Origin of the sequence: Aeribacillus sp. FSL W8-0870, assembly GCF_037963755.1 — a bacterium.
Lineage (GTDB): Bacteria > Bacillota > Bacilli > Bacillales > Aeribacillaceae > Aeribacillus > Aeribacillus composti.
The window spans coordinates 1,127,826-1,146,696 of record NZ_CP150165.1 but is presented as its reverse complement, the minus strand read 5'-3'; the positions used below and the strand labels follow the sequence as shown (position 1 = coordinate 1,146,696).

17 protein-coding genes are annotated in these 18,871 nt (G+C 40.0%); 8 read left to right on the top strand and 9 right to left on the bottom strand.

Annotated features, from left to right (window positions below; translation table 11 throughout):
* Positions 1–92: 92 nt before the first annotated feature.
* Together NSU02_RS05630 and NSU02_RS05625 are read right to left on the bottom strand one after the other, a co-directional pair.
* Positions 93–272, bottom strand: a complete 180-nt coding sequence (locus tag NSU02_RS05630; protein WP_094245314.1) for a YezD family protein — start codon at positions 270–272, stop codon at positions 93–95.
* Positions 253–705: an Rrf2 family transcriptional regulator gene (locus NSU02_RS05625; RefSeq protein WP_063386634.1), complete on the bottom strand. Its 453-nt coding sequence runs from the start codon at positions 703–705 to the stop codon at positions 253–255. The genes NSU02_RS05630 and NSU02_RS05625 overlap by 20 nt, the downstream gene beginning before the upstream one ends.
* Before the next feature lie 426 nt (positions 706–1,131).
* Between NSU02_RS05625 and NSU02_RS05620 the strand changes: the two genes are divergently transcribed.
* The 6 genes from NSU02_RS05620 (at position 1,132) to NSU02_RS05595 (ending at position 3,148) form a co-directional block, all read left to right on the top strand.
* On the top strand, positions 1,132–1,353 hold the full coding sequence (locus NSU02_RS05620; protein ID WP_063386633.1) for a spore germination protein: 222 nt from the start codon (positions 1,132–1,134) through the stop codon (positions 1,351–1,353).
* A gap of 11 nt (positions 1,354–1,364) precedes the next feature.
* The gene (locus NSU02_RS05615; RefSeq protein ID WP_063386632.1) at positions 1,365–1,574 is read left to right on the top strand and encodes a spore germination protein GerPB; all 210 of its coding nucleotides are present in this window, start codon (positions 1,365–1,367) and stop codon (positions 1,572–1,574) included.
* Positions 1,575–1,643: 69 nt separating this feature from the next.
* The gene (gene gerPC, locus NSU02_RS05610) at positions 1,644–2,267 is read left to right on the top strand and encodes a spore germination protein GerPC (protein ID WP_339194652.1); all 624 of its coding nucleotides are present in this window, start codon (positions 1,644–1,646) and stop codon (positions 2,265–2,267) included.
* On the top strand, positions 2,264–2,440 hold the full coding sequence (locus tag NSU02_RS05605) for a spore gernimation protein GerPD (protein WP_339194649.1): 177 nt from the start codon (positions 2,264–2,266) through the stop codon (positions 2,438–2,440). Before gerPC ends, NSU02_RS05605 begins: the two co-directional genes overlap by 4 nt.
* 5 nt (positions 2,441–2,445) lie before the next feature.
* Positions 2,446–2,838 (top strand): spore germination protein GerPE, encoded by a 393-nt coding sequence (locus NSU02_RS05600; protein WP_161939795.1) that lies wholly within the window; start codon positions 2,446–2,448, stop codon positions 2,836–2,838.
* A gap of 91 nt (positions 2,839–2,929) precedes the next feature.
* The gene (locus NSU02_RS05595; protein ID WP_063386628.1) at positions 2,930–3,148 is read left to right on the top strand and encodes a spore germination protein; all 219 of its coding nucleotides are present in this window, start codon (positions 2,930–2,932) and stop codon (positions 3,146–3,148) included.
* Between the two features lie 841 nt (positions 3,149–3,989).
* Here NSU02_RS05595 and NSU02_RS05590 read toward each other — a convergent pair.
* The 6 genes from NSU02_RS05590 to NSU02_RS05565 form a co-directional block, all read right to left on the bottom strand.
* Entirely contained in the window at positions 3,990–7,397 is a 3,408-nt protein-coding gene (locus NSU02_RS05590; RefSeq protein ID WP_339194644.1) for an SMC family ATPase, read from the bottom strand.
* Positions 7,394–8,575, bottom strand: coding sequence for an exonuclease SbcCD subunit D (locus NSU02_RS05585; protein ID WP_130157162.1), 1,182 nt, complete (start codon positions 8,573–8,575; stop codon positions 7,394–7,396). Before NSU02_RS05585 ends, NSU02_RS05590 begins: the two co-directional genes overlap by 4 nt.
* 29 nt (positions 8,576–8,604) lie before the next feature.
* A complete protein-coding gene (gene addA, locus NSU02_RS05580; RefSeq protein WP_339194641.1) occupies positions 8,605–12,336 on the bottom strand; it encodes a helicase-exonuclease AddAB subunit AddA in 3,732 nt (1,243 codons plus the stop codon).
* A complete protein-coding gene (gene addB / locus NSU02_RS05575) occupies positions 12,326–15,829 on the bottom strand; it encodes a helicase-exonuclease AddAB subunit AddB (RefSeq protein ID WP_339194637.1) in 3,504 nt (1,167 codons plus the stop codon). Before addB ends, addA begins: the two co-directional genes overlap by 11 nt.
* A 158-nt stretch (positions 15,830–15,987) precedes the next feature.
* On the bottom strand, positions 15,988–16,494 hold the full coding sequence (gene lepB, locus NSU02_RS05570) for a signal peptidase I (RefSeq protein WP_063386623.1): 507 nt from the start codon (positions 16,492–16,494) through the stop codon (positions 15,988–15,990).
* Between the two features lie 10 nt (positions 16,495–16,504).
* The gene (locus NSU02_RS05565; RefSeq protein WP_063386622.1) at positions 16,505–17,122 is read right to left on the bottom strand and encodes a TVP38/TMEM64 family protein; all 618 of its coding nucleotides are present in this window, start codon (positions 17,120–17,122) and stop codon (positions 16,505–16,507) included.
* A gap of 152 nt (positions 17,123–17,274) precedes the next feature.
* Here NSU02_RS05565 and NSU02_RS05560 point away from each other — a divergent pair, with 152 nt between their 5' ends.
* The gene (locus NSU02_RS05560; protein ID WP_063386621.1) at positions 17,275–17,655 is read left to right on the top strand and encodes a hypothetical protein; all 381 of its coding nucleotides are present in this window, start codon (positions 17,275–17,277) and stop codon (positions 17,653–17,655) included.
* A 180-nt stretch (positions 17,656–17,835) separates the two neighbouring features.
* Here the strand turns inward: NSU02_RS05560 and NSU02_RS05555 are convergent, their stop codons facing one another.
* Positions 17,836–18,408 carry a competence protein ComK gene (locus NSU02_RS05555; protein ID WP_082829581.1) on the bottom strand — a complete coding sequence of 191 codons (573 nt, stop codon included), beginning with the start codon at positions 18,406–18,408 and terminating at the stop codon, positions 17,836–17,838.
* Between the two features lie 230 nt (positions 18,409–18,638).
* On the opposite strand from NSU02_RS05555, the gene NSU02_RS05550 reads away from it, so the two are divergent.
* Positions 18,639–18,860, top strand: coding sequence for an IDEAL domain-containing protein (locus NSU02_RS05550; protein WP_063386620.1), 222 nt, complete (start codon positions 18,639–18,641; stop codon positions 18,858–18,860).
* Positions 18,861–18,871: the final 11 nt, after the last annotated feature.

Sequence of the window (18,871 nt, the reverse complement as noted above, 5' to 3'; positions counted from 1 at the left end):
AAAAAAACTTCCTCGATCCGGGAATATTGAAAAGACATAGGGAGTCTTCGGTGGACCGATCGACGACCTCTTTATGATATTGTTTTATATGTTCACTTAGCCCCTTTGTTATGGCTATCCTTTCGTTCTAAAGGATAACGGAATTTTTCCAATTTTTCGATTTGTGTAATTCTTGAGTCATGTACAATAATTTGCACTGATCCGTATTCCAAATCTTCTAGTGAACGTATAATTCTTTCAATCCACTCCTGATCAATTTTCGTTTTTAACAAAGCTCTCCCCTCCAATTCCCGTTGTAATTCTTTTATTCAATAAATCATCTAAAGTTGTTTGTTCAAGAACGCGGGCAATTGTGTCACGTACAACCGTCCAAAGCGGCTTTAATAAACACTTATCTTCCAATGGACACGGCACATAAGCCGTCGTACTGGCACACCCCATTGGAGATAAAGGACCTTCAATTTGCCGGATAACCTCCCCTATGTTAATGTCAGTCGGCGATAAACGGAGCATATAGCCTCCTTGTATACCCCTTTTACTGTGCACATACCCCAATTTTCTTAATTGGAGCAAGATTTGTTCCAAGTATTTGACCGTAACTAGCGTTTGTTTGGCGATTTCATTGATCGGACAGACTTTTCCCTGTTGCTGACCAAGTACAAGCAAAGCACGTAATGCATATTCACCTCTGCTTGAAACCTTCACCAAATGCCCCCTTCCCCTGAAAGTTTACTAGATTAATCTCGACTAAAACGGTAGGGATTTTCACGACAAAAACTTTTTGATAGTTTAAGAAAATAATATTGAGTTACATTTTAATCGTATTAATCCTATATGTCAAGTAAGAATAATAATTTTTTTGTACTTTTTTCCATTATTTTTCCTTGATAAATGAAAAACAATTTGAAAACAAGAAAAGTCACCATGCTCTTCGGGCAAAAATTTTTTCGGATGCGATTATTTTATGAAATTTTTGTGTAAATGTGCTAAAAGCACCACGAATTTTGCATAGTTATTTTGTGAAATATTGAGGTATACAAAAATGCGACTCTAAACGTTTATCACAGTTTTCAAGACATAACATACACTAAAAATAGCTAAATAACTTTTAAGGTAAAGGAATGGAAAGCGATGCCTGCAATTGTTGGTGCTATGAAGGTAAATAGCGTCGGGACGGCCAGTGTCGTTCATGTCGGAGACGTCGTAAACATTTCACCATACAGTGAAGTGAAAACATTCGCAGGGGCCGGTTCCTTCAATACAGGCGACGGTCTTTACGTATTTAATCAAAACAGCATTACGAATACGTTTGACAGTGATCTCGTTGATCAGCCGCAAGTGTTAAACGCTTAGAGGGTGGTTTTATGAATTTTTATATTCAACAATCGATTCACATACAATTTATACGTATCGGAACGATCGCCAATTCATCCGTATTTCAAATCGGCAGCGCCGGAATCATAAAACCGCTGTCGAATTTATACAACACAGGACAATTTACTGAACCGGCTCCCGCTCCATCCGGCCAGGGAAACGGAGTCATTGTGCCTCTCCGTCCACCAAGCATTTCATAGCGATTCACCTTTCATTTAGAAAAGAATATAAATATGGTAACGAATGCTGATAAAGGTGGGGAGAACATCATGAATTACACTGTGCAATCATTATTGCAATATATCCTAAAATTGGAACAATATCTCCATTCCCAAAGCAAAAGAATCGACCATCTGGAAAAAGGGTTTCTTTACCTTGAAGAACAAATGGAAGAGATCAAAAACAAACCTTATACAAATATTGAAAAAGTTGAGTACAAATTTGACCAATTGAAAATCGAAACGCTCGAAGGAGTCTTGAATATCGGTTTAAATCCTGCCGATCAGGAGGCAATTGAACAATTTTCCGTAAAAAATGAAGAACTAAACGTCGATGATGTTCATCGCGAATTAAAACAGCAAATATTCGAACAATGCGTTGAAAGCATTCATAGTTATTTACAAGAAGAATGTCCGAAAAAGATTGAAGACTTTGCTAAAAACTATGAATATGAATTAGATGAAACATATAAAGCACTCATCATAGAAGACATTAGAAAACAACTTGAAGGAAGGATTACTTATTATCTACAAAGACTCCGTCTCCATGAGCAAACAGATATAAAAGAAAAAATACAATGGATTGAAGAAAAGGTAAAAAAAGATATTGATCAATCGATCGATCATTTTTTTAAACATTTCCCCAATAAAAAGAAAGGCGACGAATTGTCATGAATTTTACCGTCATCAATAACGGCTTGCATGTGGGCATGGTGAGAATCATAGGGGTTTCAAGTTCATCAGTTTTTTTAATAGGGGATGCGGATAAAATCTCTCTTTCTTCCATTTTTGATACGCCACCTGAATCACTGGTCATCGGTCCATTTGTTCCTTTGTCATTAGACTAATGTATTTGTTAAAAAGATTTGCGAACATAAGAGTGGCGTATATACACTCAGTAGACATCTGTTCCGTATTCCAAATCGGTGACGCGAAAAAAATTACCCCTAAAACGAATGTTCTGGCAGTTCAGCGGGACTATGAAAAATTTAATACAAAGGAAGGGTCGTTTCGCTCCTATCAGCTTTTCCGCGAATCCATTCCTCAGCCTTCCTTTGACGAACAATTTTCCAGCGCATATTCAAACAATTCTCCGAACATATATGTCGATCACGTAAAAATTTTGGGCATCTCATCTTCAAGCATCGTGAACTTTGGATCAGCCGAAGAAATATGCGCGGAAGCACGAATAAAACATATTCGACAATTGTCTAAAAACGTTGATGGCGACGAAAAACAACGGTAATTTCAACAAGACAAAACATATTGATGCACCTGAACAATAGATTTTCTCTACGCATATGATTTATGAGACAACAAGGAAAAGGATGTTCCTCATGCCAGCGATTGTCGGACCGATAAAAATTAATTCCGTTTCAGGAGGAGTTGTAAATTTTGGAGATTCCTTTTATTTATCTCCAAAATCAGCATCAAAATCCATCAGCGGCTCTGGTAGCAGCTGCACAGGCGATTTTCATATTAATAACAACGGTCTCAGCATAACAAACGGAATCGATCCGGACGTAAATGATCAAAACCAGACGGCAAATGCATAGCCACCTGGTTCGTTAAAAAGACTTAGTGAAAAATAACGATTGGATTTATATTATGATCCAGAAACACTATTTGCGAGCAGGACATTCAATTTGTTGTCCTGCTCAATAAAAAAAGCGCATTGTCTTGCATTTCAGATCAAAAGACTCTTTTTAGGAATGTGGATGTCCTCATGATGCACAAATAGAGTGAAACTATGAATCGGTTCAAAGAAGCTGAAAACCTGCATTAGTTTTTTCATGGACTGTTATACAGTTAGAAAGCATTCGCACTCACAACATTAACATACAATACAGTTAATTTCGTAAAGTGATTTTCATCCCGTTGTAAAAGAGGAATTTGATATTTTATAAGACTCGCCTTTTCATAGTCTTATTTTTTTGACGGAAAACTTTTACTCAACCTATTTCAAAACGGGCTAAATTGCAGATGGTACCGTTCTCCTGTTTTTAAGCTTATTTGGAAATGCTGAAACGATTTGTGCATGATGCAGCAGGCGTCACCATCGAACCTGCTTTTTTCGCTTATTTGGAGAATGCTGAAGCAGCATACATCTTGTCAAAACGATGAAAAACGGTTAAAAAAGTACGGATGAGCACAGCAATCAAAACATGCTAAGATTAGCAGGGGCTGTCTTAGAAAGTCAAAATCCATTGAAAACGAAACATCATAAACATTTGATATATCAACATTTCTAAAACATTAACGGGGCGTCTATAAGCCGGAAAATCGACTTATTAGACAGCCCCGTCATGTTGAGCGGTTAAGATCCTTTAGAGAATGTAATACTTGCTGTTAACTGGTAACGGCATACTAGGTCAGAAATATCCTTGCTTCATGTAATTAAATCGTTTCGATTCGCACGGTCGTTCCATTTCCGGAAGGTTCAGCTGGCTCAATGATCAGCCGCTTAGGCAATCGTTCCCTTAGCTCCTGCACGTGACTGATTACGCCAACGGATAAATTTTGCGATTGCAGTTTTTCCAAAGCCGATACAACCGTATCGAGAAGCTCTGCATCAAGCGTTCCAAACCCTTCATCAAGGAAAAAAAACTGAAGCGGATATTTTCCGCGAAGCTGAATTTGGGTGGACAACGACAAAGCTAAGGCTAAAGAAGTTAAAAATGTTTCTCCGCCAGATAATGTCGAAACAGGTCGTTTTACTCCGCCATTTGCATCGTCACGCATGATAAAACCGCCTTCTGAATCGACTTCAATCGCATATCTTTGTCTTGTCAATTCCCCAAGCCGCTGTGAAGCATCAAAGCTTATTTGTTGAAGCTGTTCCTCAGCCATGTATTCGACAAAACTATTCCCTTTCAGGACGGCTTGAAGTTTTTCTAACCGATTAAGAAGAAGCTGCAACTCTTCTTTCTCTTTTTCTATTTCCACATATCGTTCATGTTTTTCCTTTAACAGCTGCAAATGCTTTGCCGCCGCGCCTCTTTGTTCCATTGCTTCGTTTACTTGCTTTCTAGCTTCTTCTAAGCATTTTTTCGTTTCTTCCCATGTTTCCTGCTTAAGAACAGTTCCGCCTAATTTTTCTTCCAGACGTTCAATTGCAGATGCTACATGCTCCATTTCCTTTTTATATTGATCTAGACTCGTTTGCATAGCCAGTTTTTCTTCTTCCTGCAAAACGGAATTTCTCACTTCATGCACATTTGCAAAAGGAGTCTGCTGTTTTCGGTCGTTCCAATTTTTTTCCGCTTTTTCAAGCTTGCTTATACAGCTTGTCAATTGCTGTTTGGCGGTATGGAGCTGACTTTCAGCTTTTTGATATTCATTTGCCGTTTTTTGGAAAATATCATAAGTTGCTTGTTCATCCCTTTTTAGCTGTTCAAGGGCAAGATCGATCCTCTTAAGTTCTGTCAAAAGGTTTTCCTTTGCATCTGCTTGCGCTGTGAGCCTTTTCTGTTTATCGGCTATCAGTTCTGCCTGCCTGTCCATTTCTCCTTTTTTGGCAGCTAATTGAGTGGAAAGATTGAGTATTTCTTCCCTTAACCGCTCGATTTCCTGTTCTTTTTCTTGAATAAAGCCGACGCTTTTTTCAATTCGTTCGTGCAGTTGTTCAACGAGCGAGTCTTTTTTACTAATTTCCTTTACATACATCTCGATTTGATCCATATCGAGATCAGCAAACTCTAAATCCCACTTTCTTTTTTCTTCTTCCAGCTGCTCTATTACATTTTGCAATTGTAGCATGATTTCGGATAAGTCTTTTTCCCCAGCATCCAGCAACGGTTCTATTTGTGCTGTAATATGGTTGACTTCACGAATGTCTGCTATTGTTTTTCTTATTGCGTCTTTTATTTCTAAGTAATCTTGGTTCAAAGCTTTCCATTCGATTTTAAATTTGTCATATGCCAAAAGATCATGAGGCTTATCGTCCATCGTAATGATCGGCTCTTCGTTAGCCGACGCTATTTCTTTCACTCCGGCAAGGAATGACTGTTCCGCTTGTAAATCTTCAGACAGCTCCTGCAGCTTTTGCTTCAGCGAGGAAAACAGCTGTTCGGTTTGATCACATTCTTTGAAAATTCGTTCTAGCTGCTGCGTTGTTTCTTCTAATTTTTTTAAACGTTCAATCGAAAAATGTCTGTTCGGGGCCGGATGATGTGTGGAGCCGCAGACAGGGCAAGGCTCCCCCTCCGTCAACTGCTCGGAAATCAAAGCTGCCGCCTGATTTGTTCTTTCTTCTTCAAGCTGACTTTTTGCAGCCTGTAAATCATCCTTTACTTTTTCTTTAAAAAATTCATGCTCCCGCATTTGGCTGCATAAACGATCATAAACTTTTTGTAATTGATTGAAATTACCTGCCAGGCGTTCGTTTAATTCACTCTTTTTGCGGGCGAACTCGTCAGCCTTTTCCCGCCATTCGTTAAGTTGGTCTTCTTTCTTTTGCTTTTTGCTTTTTAATTCATATTCGTCTTTCATAAGCTGCATGATTTTCAGCTTCTGTTGATATGCTTTTTGGATTTTTTCCCGGAATTCTCTTGAAACTGTTTCTTCTTTCGCCTGCTGTTTTAAAGCCTGCTGCTTCTCTAACGCCCTATTTAATAATTCGCTCGTCTTTCTCTCTGTATGCTGTTTTTCATGCAACCTCATTTTCAATGCTTCATAGTCTTCTTTCAGCTTTGCAAACGATGCTTCATCCTCTTTGATTTCTGCATCCAATGAGATAAGCTGTTTCAATAGTTCACGTTTTGTTAAAAGCTCCGGCTCTTCAACAGCTTTTTTGGCACGAATCGCTTCAAAAGCTTTCTTTTTTTCTTTATAAAGGCTTGCTAGCTTTTTCTCTTCCTGCTGCCAATGCTCTGTTTCTTTTTCAAAACGGTCCTTTTCCGCTAAATGTTCGAGCACTGCTTCCGCATATGGTTTCAGCATCTCCGCTTGCTCCGCTTTTTTCAGCTTTTCTTCGATTTCTTGAAACCGCTCCTTTTCTTGCTCAAGCTCCTGTCGTTTTTTCTCATAAGTCGTTTTTTCCGTCTGCAAATTCCAGATTGTCTGAATCCGCTCAAATTCCTTTGCTGCCTCATCCAGCTGCTTTTCCCGTTCTTTCAGCACTGTATCACAGCGTATAAACGTTTTTTCAGCCTCTAAAACGGCTTCTTTCGAGGCATCGCCAAGACCTGCTTGTTCCGCTGACAATTCAGCGAATTGCTGTCTTGATTCCAAAAGACGTTTTTTCAGCTTTTTATTTAATTGGTCGCCGAATCGTTCCAAATTGAACAATCGTTCAAACATTTTCCTTCTTTCCGAGCCTTTTAAAGAAAGAAATTCAGCAAACTTCCCTTGCGGAAGGACAACAGCGCGGGTAAAATCCTCTATCGTCAGCCCTAAAAGCTCGTAAATCTTGTCATTTACATCATTTGTTTTATCTGCCAAAACGACCGTTTCTTCTCCTATTTCGAGAAGCCGGCACAGCCTTGTGTTGATCCTGACATTATCCACCCGCTTAAATGTTCGTTCAACAGTGTATCTTTTTTTTGATCGGCCATCTTCAAGCTCAAATGTAAAACTGACATATAATTGATCTTCCGCATGGTTCATTATCCCTTGCGTATTATTGGCCGCTCGCTCTACTTTTCCATAAAGCGCTAACGTAATGGCATCCAATATCGTTGATTTTCCGCTGCCAGTCGGACCAAATATTCCGAAGACACCGCCGTCGCATAGTGTTTCAAAATCGACCGTCTGCATCTTTCGATAGCTATTCAGTCCAGCTAAAGAAAGTTTTATCGGCTTCATGACTGTGCTCCTTCCTCTTTTAAGTCTTCAGAGAGCAATGTCATAAACAGTTCAATGAGCTCTGCCTCCGGCTCGGCGCCGCCAGTTTGTTTTTTGTAAAAACGTTTAAACATTTCATCAATCGGGAGATTTTCTCTTCTTTCTTGTTGGATCTTTTCGGCTTCTTTTTCAAAAATCGGCCGGATGTGAATAAAGCCGTCGTGCCATTTTCTCAACCGATGAATTTCTTCTAATGAAAGGCTGTCGGTCAAAAAAATTTCAAGATCAATCCATGCGTTTTTGTCTCTTCCTTCTTCAAGCCACTGGTGAACTTGAAGAAGACCGCCAGTTGCTTTCCATTTCACAAGCGGTTTTCCGCTCGACAAATAAATTTCGGAGACAACCGCGTTCTCGCCGGGTTTTGCATCGATCACTGTGACAGACTTCGTATAACCTGCCTCAGAAAAGCTATAGGCAAGCGGCGATCCGGAATATCTTGCCGGCACATTGGACTTTTTAACATTTTGCGGCCGATGAAGATGCCCCAATGCGACATATTGCGCTTTTTCCGGGAGACTTGTGGCTCGAACTGTATACGCTCCGCCGACTTCAATCGGTCTCTCCGAATCTGTCGTGCTGCCTCCGGCTACATAAAGATGGCTCATGGCAATATTCACCGTATGAGGTTCAAACTCTCTGCTCATCATTGCAAACAAGCCGCGAATTTTTTCATCGTAATGCTCTCTCAATAAGAGTTCATCATATTCGTTTGAAAGCAGTTCATTCAGCCTTGCTTCCGACGGATAAGCAAGCGCCGCCAGCTTCATTGTTTCATTTGTCCGCGGAACTTCAACCGTTAAAACATCGCCTCTTGGGTAGCCGATCAGCTCGATCGCCTGCTCCTTTGCCAGCGGAGCTGCTGCTTGCAATCGTTCCGGACTGTCATGATTTCCGGAAATGATGATAACACGTCTTTTTCCTCTATCAGAAAGTCTTGAAATACTTTCATAAAACAGCTTTTCTGCTCCTGCCGGAGGATTCACCGTATCAAAAACGTCTCCTGCCATCAAAATGACATCAATTTTCTCCTTTACAACAATTTCATACAGTTCATCAAGAAACTGTGCCTGCTCTTTTAGCCTGCTCCGACCTTCAAGCGTTTTTCCGAGATGCCAATCCGCCGTATGCAAGATTCTCAATTGCCTCACCTCTAAAATAGTCTGCAAATCTATAATTTTATGATGAGCCCTGCATCAAAAAAGAATAAATACCGATCATCGACTCGTCTTTTTAAGATTGACTCTACCGCCTTTGCATACAAGTCAATTTGAAATTCATATCGAGAAGCAAGCACCGGCTTTGCCTTTTCAATGGATGGAAAACGATCCTTTACCGCATCCGTTTTGTAATCTAACAGAACGAGCCCATCGTCATCTTCAAAAAGGCAGTCGATCACACCTTGAACGATGACCGTTTCAGTATTGAGAGAACTTCCTTTTTCGTAAATTTCGTTCGCCGGCACTGCCAAATTGAAAGGGATCTCGCGAAAAATTTTTTTTGCGCCTTTTAGGCGTCTACCTAGCGGTGATTCAAAAAATTGCACAATTCCTTCTACATTGACCGCTTCCACCTGCTCCTCCGTTAATATTTCTTTTTTCACGAGAGAATGCACGGTTTGTCGAATCGTTTGTTCCGTCAAGTCTTCACCCAATGGCAAATGCTGCATCACTGTGTGCATGGCCGTTCCTTTTTCTGCTGCTGTAAGAGATTTTGCCTGCATAAATTTCGGACGCTTGTACGAGGAATTCCCTTGTATTTTCTTCTTTATGGAAATGTCGCTGTATTCATCCGAAAATTGAAGTCTTCTTTTGATTTCCGTCACCGATTGCTTCGACCGGAGAGAGGCTGCATCTGAAAAAGGATAGCTCCAGGACAACTGATTTTGCACTTGGTTGGCGAAACTACTTGTTGACTGAACAGGAACGAAATTTCTCAAAGCGTCCATTTTTTCATCCATCATAACCGCTGCCTGCTCATTTTGCTCTTTTAATTTTTCTTCAGGAATCACATCAATTTGCAATTTCACCGGATAAGAGAAGATTTCATCCGCTGCTTCTCTTTCTTCTTCTCGTAAAATTGCCGCATCTTTATGACGGATGACAGCAGGACCGATCCAATCTAAATAACATACTGCCTTTAAACGATCGTAATCTGGAAGCAGCCATTCGCGGTGAGTGAATGATTGCTCCCATTCTTTAAACTTTTTTTCTCCGTCTTTCACTGTGCCGATTAAAAACAGCTTTTCCTTTGCTCTTGTCAAAGCCACATACAATACCCTAAGCTCTTCCGAAAGCATTTCCATCCTCAATTTCTTTTTTACAGCTACATAAGGAAGAGTAGGATACACAATCCGCTTTTTTTCATCGATAAACAGCGAGGCAAACCCTAATTCTTTATCGAGCAAATATTTTTTGGTCAAATCTTTCATATTAAATCGTTTAGATAAACCTGCACAGAAAACAATCGGAAATTCAAGCCCCTTGCTTGAATGAATCGTCATAATTCGGACAACATCTTCCTGTTCTCCTAAAGATCTTGCTGCTCCTAAATCATCGCCCCGTTCCTGCATTCTTTCAATAAACCGCAGGAATCGGAACAATCCCCGAAAGGACGTTTCCTCATATTGCCTTGCTCTGTCATATAATGCCCTTAAATTGGCCTGCCGCTGCTTTCCGCCGGGCATTCCGCCTGCAAAATCAAAAAAGCGGGTATCACGGTACAATTGCCAAATTAAATTCGAAACGGAGCTTTTTCTCGCCAAGTTCCGCCATTGATTGAGCCGGCTGACAAATTCGCTTACTTTTTGATAAAGCTCGCTATGATGGGCTTTTTCTTGCTGCAAAAATGATTCAAGTGCATCGAAATACGGACCGTTTTTCTTATAAAGACGGATGATGGCAAGTTCATTTCCGCTTAAGCCGACAATCGGCGAACGCAGCACAGAAGCGAGCGGAATATCTTGATAAGGATTGTCGATAATTTTTAAAAGCGAAAGCATAATGGCCACTTCTGTTGCTTCAAAATATCCTGTTGATAAATTCGCATACACCGGAATACCTTGCTGCTTAAACTCTTCCATGATTTGCGGCGCCCAAGGCATCGAACGAAGCAGGATCACAATATCTCTGTATGTGACAGGTCTCGTACGATCAAGTTTTCGGTCGTAAACAGGAAAGCCTTCCTGAATAAGCTCTTTTATTTTTTTCGCCATAAGGCGGGCTTCAAGCTGCACCGTTTCCAATTCTTCTTCATCAAATTCAATCATTATTTCTTCTTTTTCTGCTAATTCCTCCTTCCGGCGGTCTATTAGGAGGAGCTCTGTATTCATTCTACTGTTCTCTGGATAACGTGCGCCAAGCTTCAATTCTGCTGCCTCATCATAAACAACTTCGCCTACAGTCTCTCCCATCAATTGTTTGAAAAGAAAATTTGTGGCGTCCAAAACTTCTTTTCGGCTGCGGAAATTTTTAGCTAAATCGATGCGCAAGCCGGAATTCGTTCCGCTGGAGGTAAACCGTTTATATTTCGCCAAAAACAATAACGGTTCAGCCAGCCGGAAACGATAAATGGATTGTTTTACATCGCCGACCATAAATAGATTTCCTTCCGCTTCATGATCTTTTGACACCAGCTTTAAAATCGCTTCCTGCACCAAGTTGGTATCTTGGTATTCATCCACTAATACTTCTTGAAATTGTCGTTTGAAAAACAAAGCAGCATCACTCGGAACAACATTTCCCTTCTCATCTTTTTCTGTTAATATTTGTAAACAATAATGCTCAAGATCCGAAAAATCGACAATTCCTTTTTCTTTTTTCATTGCTTCCAGCCGGACAGCAAATTTTTTCACCAAGTCGGCTAAACAAATCATTGTGCGCTTCATTTTTTTCAAATCAAGCAGCTGGTTTTGAATATCCCTAGAGAAAAGCTCATTTTTTAATTTCTCTATTTCCTTTGTCGCTTTCTTTCTCATTTCCGTCACTTCATCAATGAGCTCTTTTCGATATTCTTCTCCCCTGCATGCCTTGGCGCGTGTCGGTTGAAAAGCTCTCATTTGCTCGGCAAGCTCCTGCCACGATGAAGCGTTTATAATGTTTTCCACCTGCTTCATGTCATCGAGTAAATTTTCAGCCCTTGGAGAAGGGCCGCCCGGCAATTTCGTAATGTCGAGAGCTCTCGCTAACAAATCCTTTATTCCGGAAAGCTGTATCGCTATATCCTTCCGTAAATATTGAAAAAACGGCAAGTCCTCGTATGATTCAGCTTGTTCTATGTCATACATTTGCACCATTTCATCAAGCCATTTTTCCGGGAATGGATTAGATCTAGCAAATTCATAAATGGATCTAATAATTTTTTTGATTTCATCATCTGAGCGATCGCCTGTATATTTGTCAACTAATTCGAAAAATAGTTCATTATGCTCCATTCCGTATTCTTCTTCTAACAATTCATCCATGCAATCTTCCATTAACAGTTCCATTTCTGTTTCGTCCGCTATTCGAAAACCGGGATCAATATCAATTTTGTAATAAAATTTGCGAACGACTTGCAGGCAAAAAGAATGCAATGTTGATATTTGCGCTTTGTTTAAAAGGGTTAATTGGCGGCGCAGATGGAGGGAAGAAGGCTGTTTTCGCAAAGCCTTTGCCAGCGCTTCGCCAATTCTGCTGCGCATTTCTGCAGCCGCAGCGTTTGTAAACGTTACGATTAACAGCCGGTCCACATCTACAGGATGCTGATTGTCGGTCAGCTTGCGAATAATCCGCTCAACTAGAACGGCCGTTTTCCCTGATCCGGCAGCAGCCGCCACTAATATATCTTGTCCGTCGGCAACAATCGCTTTCCATTGTTCATCGGTCCATTGGCCTTTTTCTAACTTTTTCAGCTCATTCTTCATCTGAATCCACCTTCTCCCTTACCTTTTGCAGCACTTCTTCCCCTTTTAAGCTTTTCAATATGCGAAAACGGTTCGTTTCAATCGATTCATCAAATTGACAGACCGATTTAAAGGAACAAAAGGTGCAAGGCGTTTTCTCTTTCATTTTATATGGCGCAATGGAAATATTTCCGTCTGTTATTTCCGTACCGATCCGCTTAAATTCGCGCCGGATATACGAGCGTAATGCATGAAATTCTTCCTCGCTGGCGATTTGAGAATTTGCATAAAATTCCCCGGTTTTCTTTATGCCGGCTTGAACGATTTTGGAATAGCCGCTTTCCAATTTTTGATCCATTAACCGCACCGTTTCTTCGTCTCCAAGCAGCAAGCCTTTCATTTTAAATTTCTTCAAAATTTCTTCTTCTATTTCATCATCCGTTAATAAATCTGGGGACTGTATGAACGGATCATGAATATGGAAATACAGCACCCCTGCTGGAGTCGCTTCTACGCCAAGCCAAGATTGAGAATTGGAAATGACAACATCCAAGTAAGTGAGCATCTGCAGCGCAATGCCGTAATACACTTCTGCCAAATTTAATGTTTTGTCGCTCGATTTAAAATCGACGATGCGAAGCAAAAGACCTTTCGAACTTTCCGCTTTATCCACTCGGTCTATCCTTCCGACGACCTCCAACGTACATCCGTTTTCAAGCTTAAATCGGAACGGGGGGAGCTTGCTTTTTTCATCAAATGATATTTCTAAACCAATTGGGACAAAACCGCTTGCTTTTGCATGTTCGCTTAAAACCTTTGATGCGCGGGCAACAATATTTTGAAGCTTGCGTTTAATATAATAGTGGCGGTTTGTGCTCATTAAAATTTCTTTTTGCAGCTTCGGCGCCAGCTGTTCGACTGCATCATGAGCAAGTCTTTCGCAGTTCTCCTTTGTTAATTCGCGCCATTCTACTTTCATGCTTTGAAGCCGGTCTGCCATCAGCTTTAATGCCGCATGGAACAATTGGCCGATATCCGGCGCTTCCAATCTGTAATACTCCCGTTCTTTTAACTTTAAGCCGTGAGAAGCAAAGTGGGCAAAAGGACATGCCCGAAACCGCTCCATCCTTGAAACGCTTCCTTGTATTTTCCGTCCATATAATTTTCTGCTTACCTCTTCGGATAAAGGTCTTTCTGTATTTGAATAAAACAGGCTGGCAATCGCCTTTTTCGCTTTGCTGCTCCATTCTTGATCATATACAAAGTAATTGTAAACATCCCACCACAGCTCATGGAGAGGATACTGCTTTTTCCAATTTTGCAATTTTGAAGTTAAAACAGACAAAGAAACATTCGGACTGACAATAAAAGAAAGCTGTTCTTCCGCCTCCTCACTTTCCGGTTCATTAAGAGAGATCATTTCCTTAGCATCTGGAAATATTTCTTTTAACCGTTTGACAATAATAGACGGCATGAGCGCTTTTCCTTCTTCATCCGCCAAAGAATACGATAAATACAGCTTTTGCTTAGCAGACGTGAGCGCTAAATAAATCAAAAAATTTTCATCCAGCAATTTTCTTCGAGCTGTCGGCGCTAGCTTCACCCCATTATGATATAGAAGCTCTCTTTCATCATCTGTTAAAACCCCGTCTTCCACCGGTTTTGCCGGAAGCACTCCGTCATTTGCTCCTGCAATAAATGCCGTCTTAATGCCATATAAACGTGACCGGTCAAGTGTTGCGACAATCACTTGGTCAATGGCCGGCGGAACGAGAGAAAATTTCATCGATTCCATTCCGGTTTCGACCATTTCCCTAAACAAATGAATGGAAATTTCCTGATCGCCCATAATTTCTACAAATTCATCCAATAGCTCTATCACAGCATTCCAAACTTGATCATGCTCCCTTGCTTCAATCAAGTTCCCTCCATTTTCCGCATCTAGACGAAGAAGCTCCAGCTTATCAGGCACTTTTGTTTGTTCTAAATACATATATAGCGCTTCGGCCATATCCCTGCCGGTTTTGGCGCGTTTCATCTTATTTTCCAATGCTTGCAGAGGCTCCACAATCAGCTTCCGTAATTGATTGATCCGTTTTTCTATTTCCTCTTCTTCATCTGTCTTTTTGTCGTTGTCATAGAATGAATGGTACTTCCTGTACGTCCAGCCGGCTTGATCCGTCCATTTTTTCCCTTGAATACCATAGGCAAGCACATAATTTTCTAATTGATCCATTTCTTTTCTCATTTCGGCTTTATCGGCATCTAGCGGGTAAAGAAATTCTGTTTTAATCGTTCTGAAAACAGCTTCATACCGCCAGTTTCCGGTTATGACTTCCAAGCTCGAGCGGATAAATTCGATCAGCGGATGATATGTCATTGAGCTTTTTTCATCTATAAAAAAAGGAATCTCGTAATCTTGAAACAATTGCTCCAGCAAATCTCTGTAATCGGACATGTTTCTAATAAGCAGTGCAATCTCCCGAAATCGCACTCCCTCATCCCGAACGAGGCGGATAATTTCTCTAGCAATCCCTTCAATTTCGGCGCGTCTATTCACCGCTTGCATAAATACAATCGCGCTGTCTCCGTGAAAAGGTTCGGGAGTATGGGAAGAGTACATTTTTTCTAGATGAACAAGTGACGGCTCTTCAATAAAACGTTTCCGGTCAGTCATATATGCTACTTCATCAATGGAAATATTATTTCGTTCAGCCATTTTTTTCAGCAAAGAAAAGGTTTCAGCCGTCATGTAAAATAAATGAAGCTCGTCGGCAACGGCCTCTTCAGGCGGTTTATCCAATGTGAGAGCAATTGTTATAGAAGAAGCTGTTTTCATCATCGATTCGATTACTTGCAATTCTTGAGGCGTAAAATTGTGAAAGCCGTCGATATAAATTTCCGCTCCGTCCATGTAGCTTGATTCATAAATCTTCTCTGAAAGAAGCTGCAAATAATCCTCTGAATCTATGTATTTATCAGCAAATAATTTTTCCACGGAACGATAGATGCCCGCCAAATCTTTCAATTTATCGGAAAGAATCCGCTCTCTATGATCATGGCTTTCCGCTAATTTTTTTACTTGATCATCCAGCATATCTGGACTGATGATATATCTTTTCATTTCTGTAATCATCTGTTCGATATGCTCAATAAAGCCTTTTTTTTCACTGGCTTTGGAAAACACTTTAAATTCGTGCTTTTTTTCTTCGATGATTTTTCGAAGAAACATGTTCATGCCTGTTTGGGAAATAAAGGTACGGCTGATGCCTCCTTCCTCCTGCAGCACCCTCCACGCCAAACGGTTGAAGCTCAATACTTGTGCTCTAATGATTCCTCCTAATTCCGGAGTTTTCATCAGTTCATATTCCATTTGAAAAGTCATTTGATCTGGAACAAGAAACAAAATAGGTTTTCCATTATACGGATCTTCTTTTAATTTTTCCCTAATTTTGTTTAAGATTGCCGTCGTTTTTCCTGTGCCGGATGAACCGACCAAAAACTTAATACCCATGAAATCTCCCCCCTTCAGAAGGCATCCAAACGGAAAATGGGACAATTTTCTTGTCCCATTCTGATTTCGTGTTTATGAATACATTTATTTTACTGTAAATGGTTTTGAAAATCCATTGATTCGGACAATCCGAATTTCCAACTAATAGGAATCATCGTTTACGGTTTTACCTCTCCGATCACATTTTTTTCATGAACAAAGCCAAAATGCCGGCTGTCCCTGCTGTTTAACCGATTGTCGCCAATGACAAAAATACATTTTTCCGGCACCGCTTCTTTTCCAGTTATTTCTTTTAATGTAAAATTCCCTGTGATCGGATTTCCATATACTTTTTCTTTATTTTTCTTTAAAAATGGTTCCGGTACATATTTCCCATTCACATATAATTTGTCGTTTCGATATTCAATTTTTTCTCCTGGAAGGCCGATGACCCTTTTAACCAAAACTTGCTTTTCGCCGGGCATCTGAAACACGACAATGTCAAACCGTTCAATTTTATTAAACCGATTCGTCAATTTATTTATATAAAAATGATGGCCTTCTTTTAAGGTGGGCTGCATCGATACGCCATCAACAGTGTACGCGGCAAACGCAATATTTTTAATTAAAACGGTTGATAAAAGAGCTGAAGTGACGATTCCCGCAATAACTCGTTTTTTCCTCACGGCTCTTCACCTACTTTTTATCTTTTCGTTTAATTAACGAAACATTTAAACGCTGCTCAATCCTTTTTCCGATAAACCACATGAGCGCCATCACAACAAACACAATGATCAACCGGACGGGCTCTTCAATCAGCTCCCGTAAATCATACCCTGATAAGCTAAGCATAAAAATCATCACGAGCTTCCCTGATAAAACAGCGAGCGCAAACTGCCACACATTGATTTTGGAAAGACCGGCTACTACATTTACAAGCGCAGAAGGCGTAAAAGGGAAACAGAGCATTAAAAATAAAGGAGCAAAGCCGTGCCGTTCGACCCAGTTCATCATTCGTCTTACTTTTTCATGTCTGCTTAAAAAATTTAAAAAACGCTTCCGGCCAAACTTTCGCACTAAAAAAAACACGAGCAATGCGCCTGCCGATGAACCGATCCACGAGTACAAAAAGCCGAACCAAAGTCCAAATGAATTAGCGTTCGCAATTACAAACAGAATAAGAGGCAAGAACGGAAAAAAAGCCTCAAGCATCGGAAGCAGAATCCCTGGAAGAGGTCCGAGCGCTCGGTATTCTTTAAAGAATCGTTCAACATCTTCTAATGTAATGGAATCGAAAAATGCAATGACATCCATATCTTAACTCCTTACTTCAACATCTCCTTTTATTTTACACCTTTTGAGCATAAGTTGAAAAATTTTGCCGAAAAAAATTAATTGAAATGATTTATTTTCCTGTTTTATAATAAAAATAGAACATATGTTCCATTTGAAGCGAGGTATTCCCTATGTCGAAAATACCAACCGACATTCGCCATTTGATTGAACAGTCGATCTACTTACCGATGACTGCTACGGTGCTGAACAAAGACATGAATGTCGTAAAAAAAAGTCCATTCAAGCTGAAAGATCCTTATTTGCATCTAATTGAAGAGGCGTTAAAGCTTGTACAAAAAGATTTGGCAGAGGTTCGCAAAGAATTGCGCAGACAAAAGGTGAAAGTTTTAAAAGCCAAACAGGATGAAGCATTCACAACGTACACTTTCTACTATAACGGCTACGAAGAACACCACAGCTACTTCAATCCAAGAATCCGAAATAAAGTAAATGAACTGATTGAACATTATTTGTTTAAAACTGAAAAAAAATCTGGCATTCCAACCTCTTAGACTTTTTATCTTAAAAGAAAGACAACGGCCAAACCGTTCGCTACAGAAGATGAGGGAACAGGACTATTTGTTTCGCCCGTTGAATGCCTGTCCCCTTATAACAGAAAAATGAAATCTCCCCCATTTTCTAACACGGAAAAAAGCACGCAAATTGACAGCTTGCGTGCCGGAAGATAAAGCTTATCCATCTTCTTTTCTGAATTCGCGAACGAGCTGTTCATAAATATATGCATGCTGCTCCTTCGGAAAAAGGATTGTGTTCATGCGGCGCTGCTCCTGCTCAATTCTTGAAGAGATAATCGTTCGAAGATGTGCCGTTTTATAAAATTGATGGGAAAAAGAAGATGGAGATATGTCAGCAACTATTTTCTGACCGTTACGGAATATGACTTCCGTACAATTCGAATCTGTTTTCATAAAGCGGGAAATGTGGGAATGGGAAAACCAGGCGCACTGATGCCTTGCGGGTGAATGAGTAGGAAAAAAATAAAGGGAATTGGCAGGATCAATGACAATCGGAAGCTTTTTTGTTATGCCAAGCAGCCCTTTTGATCCTTCAACTCTTCCTTTAAAGCTTGAACCATAATAACGGCAGCTTTGATCAATAACATAAACAGGTCGAATAGGTACTATGCGCTCTCCGCTAGTTTCCAAAATTTTAGCGTACAAGTGATGTTCTTTTCTAAAAGGCAAAATTGCCATTGTTTCCCCATTTACAATACATTTTTCTGCCTCAAACTGCTTCGTACTCACTAGAATTCTTACCTCCTAATTTTTTCTATATAATAGTTCTTTTTCACTGATTCAAATCTATCATAAAAATTCCAAAATTTCTATATTTTTTTAAAATTTTTTAAATACAAAGCATTAGATCAAGGTAAGATGTTATTGTTAATATAATTTTTCTAAAAATTACAAATTATAAGTTGATTTTTCCTTCCGAAATCCATATAATATAAAAAAGGCATCAGAGGTGATGGGTTATGGAAAACCGGAAATCTTATTCCGAACTGATGAAGACCCGTTCTGTGAAGGAAAATCCAGAAAACTTCATGATGGATGTATACATCCAAATGATTCTGGACGAAGCATGGTTCAATCATCGAAAAAAAATGCTGGAAGACAAAATTAATGATGCTCTGGACCGAAAAGATAGAGAAAAATTTATGGAGCTATCCAAAGAATATGCGAAATGGGTGCGTTAAATGATAAAAAA